Annotated in this window: 11 protein-coding genes; 8 read left to right on the forward strand and 3 right to left on the reverse strand. The window is 70.1% G+C overall.

The window, feature by feature from the left end; genetic code table 11:
- The first annotated feature begins 152 nt into the window (after positions 1–152).
- The 7 genes from LG391_RS01195 to LG391_RS01225 all read left to right on the forward strand — a co-directional run bounded on the left by LG391_RS01195 (position 153) and on the right by LG391_RS01225 (position 13,625).
- Positions 153–1,715, forward strand: coding sequence for an ABC transporter substrate-binding protein (locus LG391_RS01195; RefSeq protein ID WP_225765025.1), 1,563 nt, complete (start codon positions 153–155; stop codon positions 1,713–1,715).
- A complete protein-coding gene (locus LG391_RS01200; RefSeq protein ID WP_225765027.1) occupies positions 1,715–2,662 on the forward strand; it encodes an ABC transporter permease in 948 nt (315 codons plus the stop codon). Before LG391_RS01195 ends, LG391_RS01200 begins: the two co-directional genes overlap by 1 nt.
- A gap of 4 nt (positions 2,663–2,666) precedes the next feature.
- A complete protein-coding gene (locus tag LG391_RS01205) occupies positions 2,667–3,482 on the forward strand; it encodes an ABC transporter permease (protein ID WP_225765029.1) in 816 nt (271 codons plus the stop codon).
- Positions 3,479–5,080 (forward strand): ABC transporter ATP-binding protein, encoded by a 1,602-nt coding sequence (locus LG391_RS01210; RefSeq protein ID WP_225765049.1) that lies wholly within the window; start codon positions 3,479–3,481, stop codon positions 5,078–5,080. The genes LG391_RS01205 and LG391_RS01210 overlap by 4 nt, the downstream gene beginning before the upstream one ends.
- A gap of 24 nt (positions 5,081–5,104) precedes the next feature.
- Complete coding sequence (locus tag LG391_RS01215; protein WP_225765061.1) at positions 5,105–7,108, forward strand: CocE/NonD family hydrolase; 2,004 nt, start codon at positions 5,105–5,107, stop codon at positions 7,106–7,108.
- Positions 7,109–7,330: 222 nt separating this feature from the next.
- On the forward strand, positions 7,331–11,221 hold the full coding sequence (gene putA / locus LG391_RS01220) for a trifunctional transcriptional regulator/proline dehydrogenase/L-glutamate gamma-semialdehyde dehydrogenase (RefSeq protein WP_225765063.1): 3,891 nt from the start codon (positions 7,331–7,333) through the stop codon (positions 11,219–11,221).
- A gap of 403 nt (positions 11,222–11,624) precedes the next feature.
- Entirely contained in the window at positions 11,625–13,625 is a 2,001-nt protein-coding gene (locus tag LG391_RS01225) for a BTAD domain-containing putative transcriptional regulator (RefSeq protein WP_225765065.1), read from the forward strand.
- Here the strand turns inward: LG391_RS01225 and LG391_RS01230 are convergent.
- The 3 genes from LG391_RS01230 to LG391_RS01240 form a co-directional block, all read right to left on the reverse strand.
- Positions 13,580–13,924: a hypothetical protein gene (locus LG391_RS01230; RefSeq protein WP_225765066.1), complete on the reverse strand. Its 345-nt coding sequence runs from the start codon at positions 13,922–13,924 to the stop codon at positions 13,580–13,582. The genes LG391_RS01225 and LG391_RS01230 overlap by 46 nt on opposite strands.
- Before the next feature lie 126 nt (positions 13,925–14,050).
- Positions 14,051–14,665 (reverse strand): adenylate/guanylate cyclase domain-containing protein, encoded by a 615-nt coding sequence (locus LG391_RS01235; protein ID WP_225765067.1) that lies wholly within the window; start codon positions 14,663–14,665, stop codon positions 14,051–14,053.
- A 176-nt stretch (positions 14,666–14,841) separates the two neighbouring features.
- Positions 14,842–15,261 (reverse strand): hypothetical protein, encoded by a 420-nt coding sequence (locus LG391_RS01240; protein WP_225765069.1) that lies wholly within the window; start codon positions 15,259–15,261, stop codon positions 14,842–14,844.
- Positions 15,262–15,678: 417 nt separating this feature from the next.
- Here LG391_RS01240 and LG391_RS01245 point away from each other — a divergent pair, with 417 nt between their 5' ends.
- Positions 15,679–16,920: a YeeE/YedE family protein gene (locus tag LG391_RS01245; RefSeq protein WP_225765079.1), complete on the forward strand. Its 1,242-nt coding sequence runs from the start codon at positions 15,679–15,681 to the stop codon at positions 16,918–16,920.
- Positions 16,921–16,927 lie beyond the last annotated feature (7 nt).

Consider the following 16,927-nt stretch of genomic DNA (forward strand, 5'->3'; position numbering starts at 1 on the left):
CATCGATTCTTGCTCATGGGGTCATGCCCAAAAATCATGTCCGACTTATTGCCGTCTTCCACTAGGGTCCGGCCGCTCAAGGCAGCGCGACGCAACGGCTGCTGCACCGGGCGTCCTCGAACGCCCACCCACCCGGACAACAGGGATCGGTCATGACACGCAGGGACTTCCCGCAACTCGAAACCACGCGCCGCGGCCTGCTGCTGGGCGCCGCCGGCTTCGGCCTCGCGACCGCATCGGGCGGCTTCGGCCGCGCCCTGGCCCAGGAGACGCCGCGCAAGGGCGGCGTGCTGAAGCTGGGCATGGGCGGCGGAAGCACCACCGACACGCTCGACCCGCGGGTGATGACCGACTGGGTGCCGCTGAACCAGGCTTTCATGCTGATGAACGGGCTGGTCGAGATCGACCGGAACAACCAGGCGGTGCCGGAGCTGCTGGAGAGCTGGGAGGCCAAGCCCGGCGCGGCCGAATGGGTGTTCACCCTGCGCCAGGGCGTGACCTTCCACAACGGCAAGGCGCTGACGGTCGAGGACGTGATCTACTCGATCAACCTGCATCGCGGCGAGACCACCTCCGCCGCCCGCGCCATCGCCGAGCAGATCAAGGACGTCCGCAAGCTCTCCGACCGCCAGATCGCGATCGAGCTGACCGGCGGCAACGCCGACCTGCCGTATCTCCTGTCCGACTACCACTTCCTGGTGGTGCCGGAAGGCTTCACCGACTGGTCGAAGCCGGTCGGCACCGGCCCCTTCGTTTATGAGAGCTACGAGCCCGGCGTGCGCTCGCGCTTCACCCGCAACCCGAACTACTGGAAGCCGGGCTGCGCCAATGTCGATGCGGTCGAGGTGATCGTCATCAACGACGTCGCCGCCCGCACCAACGCGCTGATGTCGGGCCAGGTCCACGCCATCAACCGGCTGGACTTCAAGACGGTCGACCTGCTGAAGCGCAACCCGAAGCTGCAGATCGTGCAGTCGGCCGGCGGCCAGCACTTCACGTTCCTGATGGACTGCACCAAGGCGCCGTTCTCCGACGTCAATGTTCGCCTTGCGATCAAGCACGCGATCGACCGCGAGCAGCTGCTGAAGGTGGCGCTGCGCGGCTATGGCCAGCTCGGCAACGACCACCCGATCCCGCGCACCGACCGCTTCTTCAACAGCGAGCTGCCGCAGCGCGCCTACGATCCCGACAAGGCGAAGCACTATCTGCAGCAGGCCGGGCTGTCGGACCTGAAGGTCGAGCTGTCGGCCTCCGACGCCGCCTTCGGCGGCGCGGTCGACGCCGCCGCCATCTTCCGTACCGCCGCGGCCAAGGCCGGGATCGACGTCTCGATCAAGCGCGAATCCCCGGACGGCTACTGGGAGAAGGTGTGGATGCAGGCGCCGTTCTGCATGGCCTATTGGGGCGGCCGCCCGACCGCGGACCAGATGCTGTCCATCGCCTATGCCTCCGACGCCAAGTGGAACGACACCCATTGGAAGAGCGAGCAGTTTGACAAGCTGCTGCTGGAGGCGCGGGCGCTGCTGGATGACGCCAAGCGCAAGGAGATCTACTGGACGCTGCAGGAGATGATCTCGAACGACGGTGGCGCCATGATCCCGATGTTCGGCGACTATCTGGACGGCGTGTCGACCCAGGTGCAGGGCGTCACCCCGCACCCGATGTTCAACTTCATGGGCGGGCGGCTGGCGGAGCGCGTCTGGTTGGCGGCGTGATGGCGCCGCTGATCCTCAAACGGATCGGGCTGGGCGTCTTCACCCTGTGGCTGGTGTCGGTGCTGGTCTTCGCCGGCACCCAGTTGCTGCCCGGCGACGTCGCCTCGGCCATCCTCGGCCAGTCGGCGACGCCGGAGGCGCTGGCCGAGCTGCGTCACAGCCTGGGGCTGGAGCAGCCGGCGCTGCTCCGCTACGGCCAGTGGCTGTGGGGCTTCGTCCAAGGCGATCTCGGCCAATCCCTCGCCAGTCAGCAGCCGGTGGCCGACCTGCTATGGCCGCGCTTCTGGAACACCATGTTCCTGGCCGCCTATGCCGCGGTGATCGGCGTGCCGCTGGCGGTGGGCCTCGGCATCCTGACCGCGGTGCGCCGCGGCGGGGTGTTCGATCGGGCGGTGAACATCCTGGCGCTCGGCACCGTGTCGCTGCCGGAATACTTCCTCGGTCTGGTGCTGATCCTGGTGCTGGCGGTGCAGAACCCGGTCTTCCCCAGCCTGGCCGACGTCTATCCCGGCATGGGCTTCGCCGAGCGGCTGGACGCGACCACGCTGCCGATGCTGACCCTACTGCTGGTCACCGTCGCCCAGATCATGCGCATGACCCGCACGGCGGTGCTGGCGGTGATGGATTCGGCCTATGTCGAGACCGCCTATCTCAAGGGCCTGCTGACCGGCCGGGTGGTGCTGCGCCACGCTTTGCCGAACGCGGCCGCCCCGGTGGTCAACGTCGTCGCCTTCAACATCGCCTACCTGATCACCGGCGTGGTGCTGGTCGAGGCGGTGTTCAACTACAACGGACTCGGCCGGTTCATGGTCGACGCGGTGGCCAAGCGCGACCTGCCGATGGTGCAGGCCTGCGCCATGGTGTTCGGCGCCGCCTACGTCATCCTGAACATGGTCGCCGACATCGCCGCCATCGCGCTGAACCCGCGCCTGCGGCACCCCCGGTAGACCCATGAGACGCATCCCGCTCACGGCCTGGATCGGCCTGGCGATCATCGCCCTCAACCTCGCCGCGCTGCTGTTCGGGCCGTGGCTCGCCCCGTTCGGCGAGGAGGACATCCTCGGCGGCCCGTTCGACCCCGCCACCGCGCTGAACTGGTTCGGCCTGGACCAGAACGGCCGCGACATGCTCTCGCGCCTGCTCTACGGCGCGCAGATGTCGATCGGCGTGTCGCTGGCGGCCTCGCTGCTGTCCTTCGCCGTCGGCTTGCCGCTCGGCTTCCTCGCCGCCCTGCGCTGCGGCTGGGTCGACACGGTGCTGTCGCGGCTGGTCGACACCATCATGTGCATCCCCGTGCTGATCTCGGCCCTGGTGGTGCTGCAGGCGCTCGGCTCCTCGCTGCCGGTGCTGATCGTGACCATCGCGCTGCTGGATTCGACCCGCGTCTTCCGCCTGGCCCGGATCCTGGGACAGGGGATCAACGTCATGGAATATGCCGAGGCGGCGCGGCTGCGCGGCGAAGGCGCCTGGTGGCTGATCCGCAGGGAGATCCTGCCGAACGCGGCCGCGCCGCTGATCGCCGAGTTCGGCATGCGCTTCTGCTTCACCTTCCTGTTCGTCGCCGGCCTGTCCTTCCTCGGCCTGGGCATCCAGCCGCCCTATGCCGATTGGGGCGGCATGGTGAAGGACAACCAGCAGGGCATCCTCTACGGCCTTTACGCGCCGCTGTACCCGGCCGCGGCCATCGCGCTGCTGACCATCGGCGTCAACCTGGTGGTCGACTGGCTGCTGGCCGGCCGCAGCCGGCCGCAGGGAGAGGGACGATGAGCGACATCCTCACCATCCGCGGCCTCAGGGTCGAGGCGCCGGACGGCACGGTCCTGGTACACGGCATCGACCTCGACCTGAGGAAGGGCGAGGTGCTGGGCCTGATCGGCGAATCCGGCGCCGGCAAGTCGACCATCGGCTTGGCCGCCATGGGCTGGGGCCGCGGCGGCTGCCGCATCGCCGGCGGCACCGTGGCGATCGGCGGCCAGACAGTGACGGGAGAGAGTTCGGCGAGCCGCGCCCGGCTGCGGGGCGCCCGCATCGCCTATGTGGCGCAAAGCGCGGCGGCGGCGTTCAATCCGGCACTCACCATCGGCCGCCAGGTGCTGGAGGGGCCACGCCATCACCGGGTGATGGGCCAGGCCGAAGCGCGCGCCTGGATGCTGGAGCTGTTCCGCGCGCTCGACCTGCCGGACCCCGAGCGCTTCGGCGACCGCTATCCGCACCAGGTCTCGGGCGGGCAGCTGCAGCGCGCCATGGTCGCCATGGCGATGTCTTGCCGGCCCGACATCCTGGTGCTGGACGAGCCGACCACGGCGCTGGACGTCACCACCCAGATCGAGGTGCTGGCCCTGCTGCGCCGGCTGATCCAGCGCTACGGCACCGCCGCCCTTTACATCACCCACGACCTCGCCGTGGTGGCGCAGATCGCCGACCGGATCCAGGTGCTGCGCCACGGCAAGCCGGTGGAGCTCGGGCCCACGGAGCAGGTGCTGGCGGCGCCGCGCGAGGACTACACACGCCGCCTGGTCGGCGAGCGCCAGGCCAGCCTGGCCGGCGAGCCGCGCCGGCATGAGGGCGGCGCGGAGCTTCTCACCGTCGACGGCATCTCCGCCGCCTATCACAAGGTGCCGGTGCTTTCGGATGTCTCGCTCTCCCTGCGCCGGGCCGAGACGCTGGCGGTGGTCGGCGAATCCGGCTCCGGCAAGTCGACCCTGGCGCGGGTGATCACCGGCCTGCTGCCGCCGACGGCCGGCTCGGTGCGGCTCGACGGACAGGCGCTGCCGCAATCCTACACCAGCCGCAGCCGCGACCTGCTGCGCCGGATCCAGCTGGTCTACCAGCTGCCCGACGTGGCCCTGAACCCGCGCCAGACGGTGGGCGAGGCGATCGGCCGCCCGCTCGGCTTCTATTTCGGCCTCAAGGGGCGGGAGCGGAAGCAGGAGGTCGGCCGCCTGCTCGGCCTGATCGGCCTCGCCCCCGACTTTGCCGGCCGGCTGCCCGGCGCCCTGTCGGGCGGGCAGAAGCAGCGCGTCTGCATCGCTCGGGCCTTGGCGGCCAAGCCGGACCTGATGATCTGCGACGAGGTGACCTCGGCGCTCGACCCGCTGGTGGCGGAGGAGATCCTGCGCCTGCTGCGCCGGCTGCAGGACGAGTTGGGCGTCGCCTACCTCTTCATCACCCATGACCTCGGCGTGGTCCGCCGCCTGGCCGACCGCACCGCGGTGATGCAGCGCGGGCGGGTGGTGGAGCAGGGGCCGACGGAAGAGATCTTCACGCCGCCTTTCCACGACTACACCGGTCGCCTGGTCGCCTCCGTCCCCGAGCTGCGGCGAGACTGGCTGGACCAGGTCCTCGCCGCGCGTGCCAACGCCTAACCCGCTGCCCCTGGAGACCCCGACATGCCGATCCGCGTCGAGGAGAACATCTGGATCCCGCTGGCCGACGGCCCCCGCCTGGCCGCCCGGCTATGGCTGCCGGAAGGGGCCGAGACGGCGCCCGCACCGGCCGTGCTGGAATACATCCCCTACCGCAAGCGCGACGGCACCCGCGGCCGGGACGAGCCGATGCATGGCTGGTTCGCGGCCCAGGGCTACGCCGCGATCCGCGTCGACATGCGCGGCACCGGCGAATCCGACGGCCACATGGCGGACGAGTACCTGAAGCAGGAGCAGGACGACGCGCTGGAGGTGATCGCCTGGATCGCCGAGCAGCCCTGGTGCACCGGCGCGGTCGGCATGATGGGCAAGTCCTGGGGCGGCTTCAATTCGCTGCAGGTGGCGGCGCGCCGGCCGCCGGCGCTGAAGGCGATCATCACCGTCTACTCGACCGACCACCGCTATGCCGACGACATCCACTACCAGGGCGGCTGCCTGCTGACCGACAATCTGTGGTGGGGCGCCATCATGCTGGCCTATCAGGCGCGGCCGGCCGACCCGGCCATCGTCGGCGAGGGCTGGCGCCGGCAGTGGCTGGAGCGGCTGGAGCGGATGCCGTTCTTCCCGGCCCTGTGGCTGCGCCACCAGCGCTACGACGAGTACTGGAAGCACGGCTCGGTCTGCGAGGACTGGTCGGCGATCCAGGTCCCGGTGCTGGCCGTGGGCGGCTGGGCCGACAGCTACACCAACGCCGTGCCGCGCCTGCTGGCCGGGCTGAAGGTGCCGCGTCGCGGCATCATCGGGCCCTGGGGTCATGTCTATCCGCAGGACGGCGCGCCGGGCCCGGCGATCGGCTTCCTGCAGGAGGCGCTGCGCTGGTGGGACCAATGGCTGAAGGGCCACGACACCGGCGTGATGGAGGAGCCGATGCTGCGCGCCTTCGTCGAGGACTGGAACGAACCGGCGGGCACAAGGGCCGAGACCGAGGGCCGCTGGGTCGGCGAGGCGGAGTGGCCCAGCCCGGCGATCCGGCCGCGGCGCTGGGCCCTGAACGCGCCGGGCGCGCTGGCCGATGCCGCCAGTCCCGAAAGCGACATCCTGGTCCGCTCGCCGCTCAGCCACGGCAAGGCGGCCGGGGAGTGGATGGCCACCGGCTGCCCCGGCGAGCTGCCGGTCGACCAGCGGCTGGACGACGGCGCGGCGCAGCTGTTCGACACCGCGCCGCTCGACGAGGCGGTGGAGATCCTGGGCGCGCCGGAGCTGCTGCTCGACCTCGCCTCGAACGCGTCGGTGGCGCAGCTGGCGGTGCGGCTGTGCGACGTGGCGCCGGACGGCCGCTCGGCCCGGGTCAGCTACGGCGTGCTGAACCTGACCCATCGCGACGGTCACGAAGCCCCGGCGCCGCTGGAGCCGGGCAGGCGCTACCAGGTGCGGGTGAAGCTGAACGATTGCGGCCATCGCTTCGCCGCCGGGCCCCGCATCCGCATCGCCGTCGCCACCGGCTATTGGCCGACCGTCTGGCCGGCGCCGTATCCCGCCACCCTGACCCTGCGGGCCGGCGCCAGCCATCTCGACCTGCCGGTGCGCCAAGGCAGGGCAGGGGATGCGGTGACCTTCGAGCCGCCGGTGCGCGGGGCATCGGCGCCGACCACCCAGGTCGACGCCGGCAGCATCCGGCGTTACTCCAAGCAGGATCACGTGACTGGCGAGACCACCTATGTCACCGAGGGCGTCGGCGGCGTGTTCGGCGAGGGCATCCTGCGCTTCGACGAGATCGACACCACGCTGGCCCACAGCCTGAAGCGCGAGCTGGTGATCCGCGACGACGACCCGCTGTCGGCCCGCTACGTCCTGACCCAATCGTACGAGATGGGGCGCGAAGGCTGGCGCATCCTGATCGAGAGCCAGTCGGTGCTGACCGCCGACCTCGATCGCTGGCACCTGACCACCGAGCTGACGGCGAAGGAGAATGGGCAGGTCGTGACCGAACGCTCCTGGTCCGAGGACATCCCACGCGATCTGGTCTGACACCATCAGCACCAATTGCTCGTCATCATGGCGAGCCCCCGTAGGGGCCGTGGCCATCCGGCATCACCGATCTCTGGATGGCCACGTCGGTTTCGCCTCCTCGCCGTGACGATCATATCTCTGACGTCGGCGATTCGGATGGTGCAACCGCTTCCTGGATAAGGTTGCACCTTCCGCCTCTCCGGTGCTACTACTCCTGCGAACAAACCCGCGGGGCAGGGCATGGGCAGCACGACGTTCGGCGTGAAGATCGATGACGAGCTGCGGGCGCGGCTGAAGGCAGCGGCGGAAAAGCAAGGCCGGACCCCGCACTGGCTGGTCAAGCAGGCGATGCTGGCGATGCTCGACCGGGTCGAGCGCGGCGAGACCTTCGGCGGACCCGACGAGGCGGACGGCGCCGACGTGCTCGATGGCCCGGCCGCCGAGGAGAATGGACCGCAGCCCTTCCTCGACTTCGCCCAGTCGGTGCAGCCGCAGACCGTGCTGCGCGCCAAGATCACCGCCGCGTACCGCCGGCCGGAGGAGGAGTGCCTGCCCTTCATCCTGGCCGGCGCCACCCTGCCGAAGCCGGTGATCGAGGGGGCGCGGGGCATCGCCCGCACCCTGGTCGAGGCGCTGCGCGCCAAGGGCGTGGGCGGCGGGGTCGAAGGGCTGATCCAGGAATTCTCGCTGTCGAGCCATGAGGGCGTGGCCCTGATGTGCCTGGCCGAGGCGCTGCTGCGCATCCCCGACCGCGCCACCCGCGACGCGCTGATCCGCGACAAGATCGCCTCCGGCGACTGGCAGTCCCATGTCGGGCAGAGCCCGTCGATGTTCGTTAACGCCGCCGCCTGGGGCCTGGTGGTGACCGGCAAGCTGGTGACCACCAACAGCGAGGCCGGCCTGTCCGCCGCCCTGACCCGGCTGATCGGCCGCGGCGGTGAGCCGCTGATCCGCAAGGGCGTCGACATCGCCATGCGGATGATGGGCGAGCAGTTCGTCTCCGGCCAGACCATCTCCGAGGCGCTGGCCAACGGCCGCAAGCTGGAAGCCAGGGGTTTCCGCTACTCCTACGACATGCTCGGCGAGGCGGCGACCACCGCGGCCGACGCCGACCGCTACTATCGCGACTACGAGCAGGCGATCCACGCCATCGGCAAGGCGGCGGAGCGGCGCGGCATCTACGAAGGCCCGGGCATCTCGATCAAGCTGTCGGCCCTGCATCCGCGCTATTCCCGCGCCCAGGCCGACCGGGTGAAGGGCGAGCTGCTGCCGCGGCTGACCGCGCTCGCCGTGCTGGCCCGCAGCTACGACATCGGCCTCAACATCGACGCTGAGGAGGCCGACCGGCTGGAGCTGTCGCTCGACCTCCTGGAGGCGCTGTGCTTCGACCCGGCGCTTTCCGGCTGGAACGGCATCGGCTTCGTCGTCCAGGCCTATCAGAAGCGCTGCCCCTTCGTAATCGACTGGATCATCGACCTGGCCCGGCGCAGCGGCCACCGGCTGATGGTGCGGCTGGTCAAGGGCGCCTACTGGGACAGCGAGATCAAGCGCGCCCAGGTCGACGGCCTCGAAGGCTTCCCGGTCTACACCCGCAAGATCTACACCGACGTGTCCTACCTGGCCTGCGCCCGCAAGCTGCTGGCGGCGCCGGACGCGGTGTTCCCGCAATTCGCCACCCACAACGCCCAGACGCTGGCGACCATCTACAAGATGGCCGGCGAGAACTATTATCGCGGCCAGTACGAGTTCCAGTGCCTGCACGGCATGGGCGAGGGGCTGTACGAGGAGGTGGTCGGCCGCGACAAGCTGGACCGGCCGTGCCGGATCTACGCCCCGGTCGGCACTCATGAGACGCTGCTGGCCTATCTGGTCCGCCGCCTGCTGGAGAACGGGGCCAACACCTCCTTCGTCAACCGCATCGGCGACCCGGACGTCTCGATCGACGAGCTGATCGCCGACCCGGTCGAGGCGGCGCGCAAGGTGCAGCCGCTCGGCGCGCCGCATCCGAAGATCGCCCAGCCGCGCGCGCTGTTCGGCGACAGCCGTGAGAACTCGGCCGGCCTCGACCTGTCGAACGAGCAGCGCCTGGCTTCGCTCTCCGCCGCGCTGCTGTCGGGGGTCGATGCGGTGGTCCGCGCCGTGCCGATGCTGGGCGACGGCGACCGCGACGGGCCCGCGCGGGAGGTACGGAACCCTGCGGACCGGCGCGATGTGGTCGGCCAGGTGGTCGAGGCCTCGGCCGAGCAGGTCGACGAGGCGATGGCCCAGGCCGCCGCGGCCGCGCCGATCTGGCAGGCCACGCCGCCGGGCGACCGTGCCGCCTGCCTGATGCGCGCCGCCGACCTGATGGAGGCGCGGATGCCGGCCCTGCTCGGCACCATCATCCGCGAGGCCGGCAAGACCCTGCCGAACGCGATCGGCGAGGTGCGCGAGGCGGTCGATTTCCTGCGCTATTACGCCGCCCAGGTGCGCGACCAGTTCTCCAACGACACCCACCGGCCGCTCGGCCCCGTGGTCTGCATCAGCCCGTGGAACTTCCCGCTGGCGATCTTCACCGGCCAGGTGGCGGCGGCGCTGGCCGCCGGCAACGCCGTGCTGGCCAAGCCGGCGGAGGAGACGCCGCTGATCGCGGCATCCGCCGTGCGCCTGCTGCGCGAGGCCGGGGTACCGGCCGGGGCGGTGCAGCTGGTGCCGGGCGCCGGCGAGGTCGGGGCGCGGCTGGTGGCCGATCCCCGCACCCGCGGCGTGATGTTCACCGGCTCGACCGAGGTCGCCAAGATCATCCAGAAGGTGCTGGCCGACCGCCTCGACCCGGAGGGACGGCCGATTCCGCTGATCGCCGAGACCGGCGGCCAGAACGCGCTGATCGTCGACAGCTCGGCCCTGCCGGAGCAGGTGGTGGGCGACGTCCTGACCTCGGCCTTCGACAGCGCCGGCCAGCGCTGCTCGGCGCTGCGCGTGCTGTGCCTGCAGGAGGATGTGGCCGACCGCGTCCTGACCATGCTGAAAGGGGCGATGGCGGAGCTCGCCATCGGCAACCCCGACCGCCTCGCCGTCGATGTCGGCCCGGTGATCACCGACGAGGCGCGGGCGGGCATCGCCAAGCACATCGAAGGGATGCAGGCCAAGGGCCGCAAGATCCTGGCCCTGCCGCTGCCGGAGGCGGCGAAGCACGGCACCTTCGTGCCGCCGACCCTGATCGAGATCGACGACATCGCCGAGCTGAAGCGCGAGGTGTTCGGGCCGGTGCTGCATGTGCTGCGCTGGCGCCGCAGCCAGCTCGACCGCCTGCTCGAGGCGATCAACGCCACCGGCTACGGCCTGACCTTCGGCGTCCACACCCGGATCGACGAGACCATCGCTCGGGTCGCGCACCGCGCCGCCGCCGGCAATGTCTACGTCAACCGCAACCTGATCGGCGCGGTGGTCGGGGTGCAGCCCTTCGGCGGCCACGGCCTGTCCGGCACCGGGCCCAAGGCGGGCGGCCCGATGTACCTGTACCGGCTGCTCTCGGTCCGGCCCGAGGCCGGGCCGGTGCCGCCCGACGGCGCCGCGGACGGCAAGCGCTTCCAGCCGCTGCGCGACTGGGCGGCGGCCCTGCGCAAGGCCGGCCGGACGGCGGAAGCCGACCGTGTCGCCGGCTTCGAGGCGCGCAGCCCGCTCGGCGTGACCCTCGAGCTGCCCGGCCCGGTCGGGGAGAAGAACAGCTACAGCCTGGAGCCGCGTGGCACCGTGCTGTGCCTGGCCCAGACCGCGACCGGCGCGGCGCTGCAGATCGGCGCGGCGCTGGCCACCGGCAACGAGGCCGTGCTGTCGGCCCCGAAGGAGGTTGCCGACATACTGCTCGGCGCCGTGCCGGCATCGCTGAAGCCGCTGCTGTCCCGTGCCGACGACTGGGCCTCGGCGCCGGCCGACGCGGTGCTGTTCGAGGGCGACGGCGACGCGCTGCACGCAGTGAACCAGGCGATCGCCGCGCGGCCGGGTCCGCTGGTGCCGGTCCAGGGCGCAGCCCGCGACGACCTCGCCGCAGGCCGCGCCTTCTACGCCCTGGAATGGCTGCTGCTGGAGCGCTCGGTCAGCAACAACACCGCCGCGGCGGGCGGCAATGCCAGCCTGATGACGATCGGGTGATTATCCGCACTGCATGGCGATCCGGGACGGCAATACCGGTGGCCTTTGAGATCGACTCTTCGGCCTTTTCATCATGCGAGCCCCGAAGGGCCGTGGCCATCCAGCGGCACAAAACCCTGGCTGGCCACGACGCTGCGCGCCTCGCCACGACAAGTCGATGGTTCAAGCCGAAGTATAATATCAGTCCCGGAATCGCGTTAAGATTGACATAATTTAAGCATAGTTGTTTTCTAATATTTCCAAATAGATCGATAGATCAAGGAAGATATCCGCATCTTGGGGCTTCTCTCTGTAGAGAAGAGAGAATTCCTGAAATCTGAAGGTCCGGTCGTGTTTCTCTGATGATTGCGCGGTTGGCTTCGTTGCTGGCGACGTTCTTTGCCCGGAGTGCGGGGCGACGGTCATGGATATGGGTGCGGGCGGCTTTGCGCTGAAGCTTTTCGGGGATCCGCGGCTGATCGGACCTGACGGTTCCGACCGCACGCCGCGCTTGCGGAAGGCGTTCTGTCTCCTCGCCTATCTCGCCCTGCAGCCGAACGGCCAGGCTCGGCGGGAGCGCCTGATCGGACTGCTCTGGGGCGATCGTGGCCAGGCCCAGGCCCAGGGATCGTTGCGCCATGCGCTGCTCGAGCTTCGGCAGAGCCTCGGCGATCAGGCCGACGACCTGCTCATCGCCGACCGCCTCTCCGTACGGCTCGACACGCAAGCCCTGGCCGTGGACGCGCTGGGCATGGACCGCCTGCTGGCGGTCGGGACCGCGGAGGCGGTCCTGCAGGCGAGCGCCGGCTGGGTCGGCGATCTGCTCGACGGCGCCGCATCCCCCGGCACGGCCTTCGACCATTGGCTGGAAGCCGAGCGCGCATCCCGCCAAGCCGCCATCCTCCACGCGCTGGAGAAAAGCGTCACGGAGGCCGAGGGATCCGGGAGAGACCGGGACATCGAGGCGTTGGCCCGGGCGCTGCTCCGCGTCGACCCGGCGCATGAGCGCGGGCATCGCGCCCTGATCGATCTGCATGCGCGCAAGGGCGCCATAGCGGCCGCGCTCCGCCAGTTCGAGCAATGCCGCAAGGCTCTCGCCCAGTCGCTCGACATCGAGCCCTCCGCCGAGCTCCGGTCGCATGTCGATACCCTCCGCCGTCGGCAGTCGGCGCCTTCGGGCTCGGCGATACGGGTCATGCCGCACCGGACGCCCGTGGTGGCGGTGTTCATCCAGCCCGCGATCGGGCCGCCGGAGCTGGTCCGCGACCTGTCGCAGCTTCTGGAAGACGAGCTCGTCACCGCGCTGTCCCGATACCGGACCTTCTCCACCCGACTGATTGCCTCGCCCCAGCAGGCCGCCGAGGCCGGCCCCTATCTGCTGCGGATCGGCCTCCGGCACGACGGAGCCGCCTGCCGATACGGTCTGCGCCTGTGCGACACGGCGACGAATCTGCAGTATCTCGTCGAGGTGCTGACGTTTCCGCTGGCCGCGGATCTCGTCTCCGTGCTGCCGGGCCTGGCGAGCTTCGCGCATCGGGTCGATTACGTGGTCCGGACGGCGCGCGTCCCGCAGCTCGGCGAGACCGCAGAGGCCTATGACCTCTGGCTCGCCGGCGACCGGATGGTGGAGACCTTCAGCAGCGAGGCCTTCGACGCGGCCATCCCCCTGCTGAATCGCGCGGCATCGGCGGACCCGGGCTTTGCCCGCCCGCTGTCCGGCCTCGCCTCGATCGAGCTCTCGTGGCAGCAGCTCGTGCCCGGCGCTCGATGCGATCCGGAGACCTTGGCGCATGCCACCCGGCTGGCCCGGGACGCCATCGCGATCGATCCGTGGGACAGCCACGGCCATATCATCGCGGCCTGGGCCTATCTGCGCCAGCGCATGCCGGAGCAGGCGCGGCGCCATTTCGAGCAGGGGCGTGCGCTCAACCCCGACGACCCGATGACGCTGATCGCCTGTGCCGAAGGGTTGGCTCATCTCGGCTCGATCGACGACGCGATCCGATGCGGCGAGCGCGCCCTCGAGATTCACCCGGCCCCGCCGGCCTATTTCTACTGGTACCTGGCCGTCGCCTGCACCCATGCGGGGGCCTATGAGCGCGCGCTGACATTGACTCGGCTCGGCCCGGAGACGGTCCCGGAGCTCATCGCCTGGCGGGCGGTAGCCTTGGCATCTTCGGGGCGGGCGATGGAGGCCGTGGCGGCCGGCGAGGAATTCTTCCAGCGTCTCGGCCGGAGCTGGGGAGGGGAGGAGCCGTTCACGCGGGAACGCGCCCTGCGCTGGCTCGACGAGGTCGTGCTCATCCCCGACGAAAGCCGGCGACGGCAGTTCGTCGACGCCGTGTCGCGGATCACCTCGTCCCGAGGCGGATCGGTCCTTTACCGGCAGCCGCAGAGGACGATGAACCCGATCCTCCTGAGGTAGTCCTCCTTCTCCTGCGGGTCCTTGAAGCTGGTCTGAACCTGCGGGATGACGATGTTGATCACATCGTCGGTGTCCACGACCACGTTCAGGCTCTTGCCGGCGACGGCCTTGGGATCGAGCCCGTTCCGGAGCGTCGGCTGCTGCAGGATGGACTTCGCGTTGAGGATGAAGTTGGCGAGGTCGGTCGGGCTCGTGGCGGCCTTGAAGACCTCCTCGCCGACGGCGAGCAACTGGTCCCGGTTGCCCAGGTCGATGACGGAAAAATCATGCGGTGTGGCAATGGGATCGAAGCGCGGCATGGTCGTTCCCCCTGGCGCTTGTCAAATGAGATGACCGTGCGTCCGATGGCTCGGGATGGGAAGCTCGCCAATCGGATGCGCACGCCGTCCGGAAGGGGCTGGCGGTCGAAGCGGCGACCGGCCCTGTCAGCCCGCCAATGTGCTGCGGGCGATCCGATAGACGCCGATCGGCTGGGCCATGTTCCTGAGCAGGCATTGTCCGAGGGCCTCGAAGCCGATCCCGGTGTCGGTGACCTCGGCGACCACGGTCTCGGACAGGTAGACGTCCCCGGGTTCGGCCAGCGCCTGGAGGCGCGCGGCGACGTTTAGGGGATGTCCGAACAGCTCCCCGTCGACGGCGATGCTTTCACCGGTGCTGATGCCCATGTGCAGCCGAAGGCCCGGGTCGATGCCGGCGCCCGTCTGCTCGGTGTTCACGCCGCGCTGAAGCGCGACGGCGCAGTTCACCGCGTCCACCGGGCGCGGGAACGCGATCAGCGCGCCGTCGCCCGCGGAGCTGACCAGGCGGCCCCGATGGGCGAGGACCGTCGGCAGGACGAAGCGTCGCCGGAGCGCTCGCAGATCGAGCGCGGTGGCGAGGGCATCGAGTTCGACGAGCCGGCTGAACCCGACGACGTCCGCCACCAGGATGGTAAGGCGCTGCCGCTCGATTCTGGGGGCATGGCCCAGGCCATGCCGATGGCTGCATCTTGTGCCGCCCGGTCGGGTCGAGGGCCTGCCGATCGCTCTGGTCGTGTACAAGAGAGCCTCCCTGTCTTGCCCCTTGTCCTGGGGCGTTGACAGGAGTCTCTCCGGAACAGCGCCACGCTCCGTGACGTGATCGGCCGCTCAGCGTGAAATCTGCGTGAGCCGAGGGCGAGGCGACCCATACGCCTCGCCCTGACGTGATCTCGCTCTGTCGCGAACCGGCGATGCTGTCACTCCGCCGGCATCGGCGGCACGGCGGGGGCGCGGGGGCTTTCGCCCGCCTGCCGCCGCGCCGGGATGATCCGTCCGAACGCCGCCAGCCCGGCCTGCAGGATGCGCTCGAGATGGGTCGCCAGCCTCGGCCAGAAGCGGCGGTCGAAATGCGAGGCGAAGTCGCGGTTGATCCGCACGGTGCGCCAGTAGGTTTCCTCCCAGTCGTGATATGCCTCGGTCAGCTCGCGGCTCTGCTGGTACGAGATGCGCAGCAGGGCGCAGTCGCAGTTCGCCTCGATCCGGGCGCTGCCGCCCAGCGGGTCGAACACCACCCGGTGGCCGCTGGGCTTGTGGCGCAGCAGCCCGCGGCGGATGTCGAACTCGGCCGGAGCGGTGCGCAGCGCGACGATCATCGGGCTCACGTCGAGATAGGCCATGTCGATCCTCCTGAAGGGCCTCGCGGCGTTGGAGGTCTCATCCCCACGGCGGCGACGGGTGGCCCGCGTCGCGAGGTCAGGTCTCGGCCAGATCGTCGAAGTCGGGGCCCCGATCCCGGCTCGTGGTGGGCTTGGCCGCGATGTCCCACCGGCACCCGCTCCCCCGGCACAGGCCGAAGCGATGGTGTCATGGATGGAAAGATCATGGATCCGGAAACGCCCGAGTCAATCGGCGTCTATGGCCTTCGAGCGACGATCCGATGACGCCGGTCGTGCCGTCCCGCATGGTGAGGTCGATTGGGCTCGCGATCATAAATCCATTCTACATATGTCTTTTTCAAATATTTGACATTTTATCCCACAGGATTATGTATTGCCGACAGGCCGCCCGGCGGCGGCCGCTTCCGGATTCACGCTATGTCGACGGTCACTCTTCCCGGCGGGCCGAATTCCGCCGCTCTGCGCCTTGCCCCGGCGATCAATCTCCGCGTCGCCGGTCTGGCCGGCCTCGTGCTGCTGGCCGGCGTGCTGCTGCTTTCCGCCGCGATCGACGCCCGCCAGGCGGCGCTCTACGCCCTAGGCGCGGCGCTCGGCGTGGTGCTGTATCACGCCGCCTTTGGCTTCACCTCGGCCTGGCGCGTCTTCATCGCCGACGGCCGCGGTGCTGGGCTGCGGGCGCAGATGGTGATGCTGGCCGTGGCCGTCATCCTGTTCTTCCCGGCGCTGTCGGCCGGCACGCTGTTCGGCCAGCCGGTCAGCGGCAACGTCTCGCCGCTCGGCGTCTCGGTGGTGGTCGGCGCCTTCCTCTTCGGCATCGGCATGCAGCTCGGCGGCGGCTGCGCCTCCGGCACGCTCTACACGGTCGGCGGCGGCTCCACCCGCATGGTGCTGACGCTGGTCTTCTTCATCGCCGGCTCGGCGATCGGCGCGGCGCATCTGCACTGGTGGACGGTGCAGCCCTCGCTGCCGGCCGTATCGCTGGTCGCCAGCCTCGGGCTGTGGCCGGCGCTGCTGCTGAACCTCGCCGTCTTCGCCGCGATCGCGGGCCTGACCGTGCTGCGCGAGCGCCGCATCCATGGCGCCCTGGTGGCGCCCGAGGCGCCGGCGACGCGCGGCCTGCAGCGGCTGCTGCGCGGCCCCTGGCCGCTGGTCTGGGGCGGCATCGCCCTGGCGGTGCTGAACTTCGTCACCCTGGCCTTGGTCGGGCGGCCCTGGGGCATCACCTCGGCCTTCGCCCTGTGGGGCTCGAAGGCGGCGGCGCTGGTCGGCTTCGACCCGGCCAGCTGGCCCTACTGGTCGAAGCCGGCCAATGCCGCGGCGCTGAACGGCAGCATCCTGACGGACATCACCTCGGTGATGGATATCGGCATCGTCGTCGGCGCGCTGCTGGCCGCCGGGCTGGCCGGGCGCTTCGCCCCGGTCTGGCGCATCCCGGGCCGGCAGGTCGCCGCCGCCGTGGTCGGCGGGCTGCTGCTCGGCTACGGCGCTCGCCTGGCCTATGGCTGCAACATCGGCGCCTATTTCTCCGGCATCGCGTCGGGCAGCCTGCATGGCTGGCTGTGGCTGGCCGCGGCCTTCTTCGGCAATGTCGCCGGCACGTATCTGCGTCCAGCCTTCGGGCTGGAGGTGGAGCGGACGCCGCGGCTCACCGGCTGCTGACGCCCGC

The sequence above is a fragment of the Inquilinus sp. Marseille-Q2685 genome (assembly GCF_916619195.1).
Taxonomy (GTDB): Bacteria; Pseudomonadota; Alphaproteobacteria; order DSM-16000; family Inquilinaceae; genus Inquilinus.

What these genes read in the sequence shown, in the direction of transcription:
- LG391_RS01195 (WP_225765025.1), top strand. Translation starts at nt 153, where the DNA reads ATGACACGCAGGGACTTCCCGCAACTCGAAACCACGCGCCGCGGCCTG.
- LG391_RS01200 (WP_225765027.1), top strand. Translation starts at nt 1,715, where the DNA reads ATGGCGCCGCTGATCCTCAAACGGATCGGGCTGGGCGTCTTCACCCTG.
- LG391_RS01205 (WP_225765029.1), top strand. Translation starts at nt 2,667, where the DNA reads ATGAGACGCATCCCGCTCACGGCCTGGATCGGCCTGGCGATCATCGCC.
- LG391_RS01210 (WP_225765049.1), top strand. Translation starts at nt 3,479, where the DNA reads ATGAGCGACATCCTCACCATCCGCGGCCTCAGGGTCGAGGCGCCGGAC.
- LG391_RS01215 (WP_225765061.1), top strand. Translation starts at nt 5,105, where the DNA reads ATGCCGATCCGCGTCGAGGAGAACATCTGGATCCCGCTGGCCGACGGC.
- putA (WP_225765063.1), top strand. Translation starts at nt 7,331, where the DNA reads ATGGGCAGCACGACGTTCGGCGTGAAGATCGATGACGAGCTGCGGGCG.
- LG391_RS01225 (WP_225765065.1), top strand. Translation starts at nt 11,625, where the DNA reads ATGGATATGGGTGCGGGCGGCTTTGCGCTGAAGCTTTTCGGGGATCCG.
- LG391_RS01230 (WP_225765066.1), bottom strand. Translation starts at nt 13,924, where the DNA reads ATGCCGCGCTTCGATCCCATTGCCACACCGCATGATTTTTCCGTCATC.
- LG391_RS01240 (WP_225765069.1), bottom strand. Translation starts at nt 15,261, where the DNA reads ATGGCCTATCTCGACGTGAGCCCGATGATCGTCGCGCTGCGCACCGCT.
- LG391_RS01245 (WP_225765079.1), top strand. Translation starts at nt 15,679, where the DNA reads ATGTCGACGGTCACTCTTCCCGGCGGGCCGAATTCCGCCGCTCTGCGC.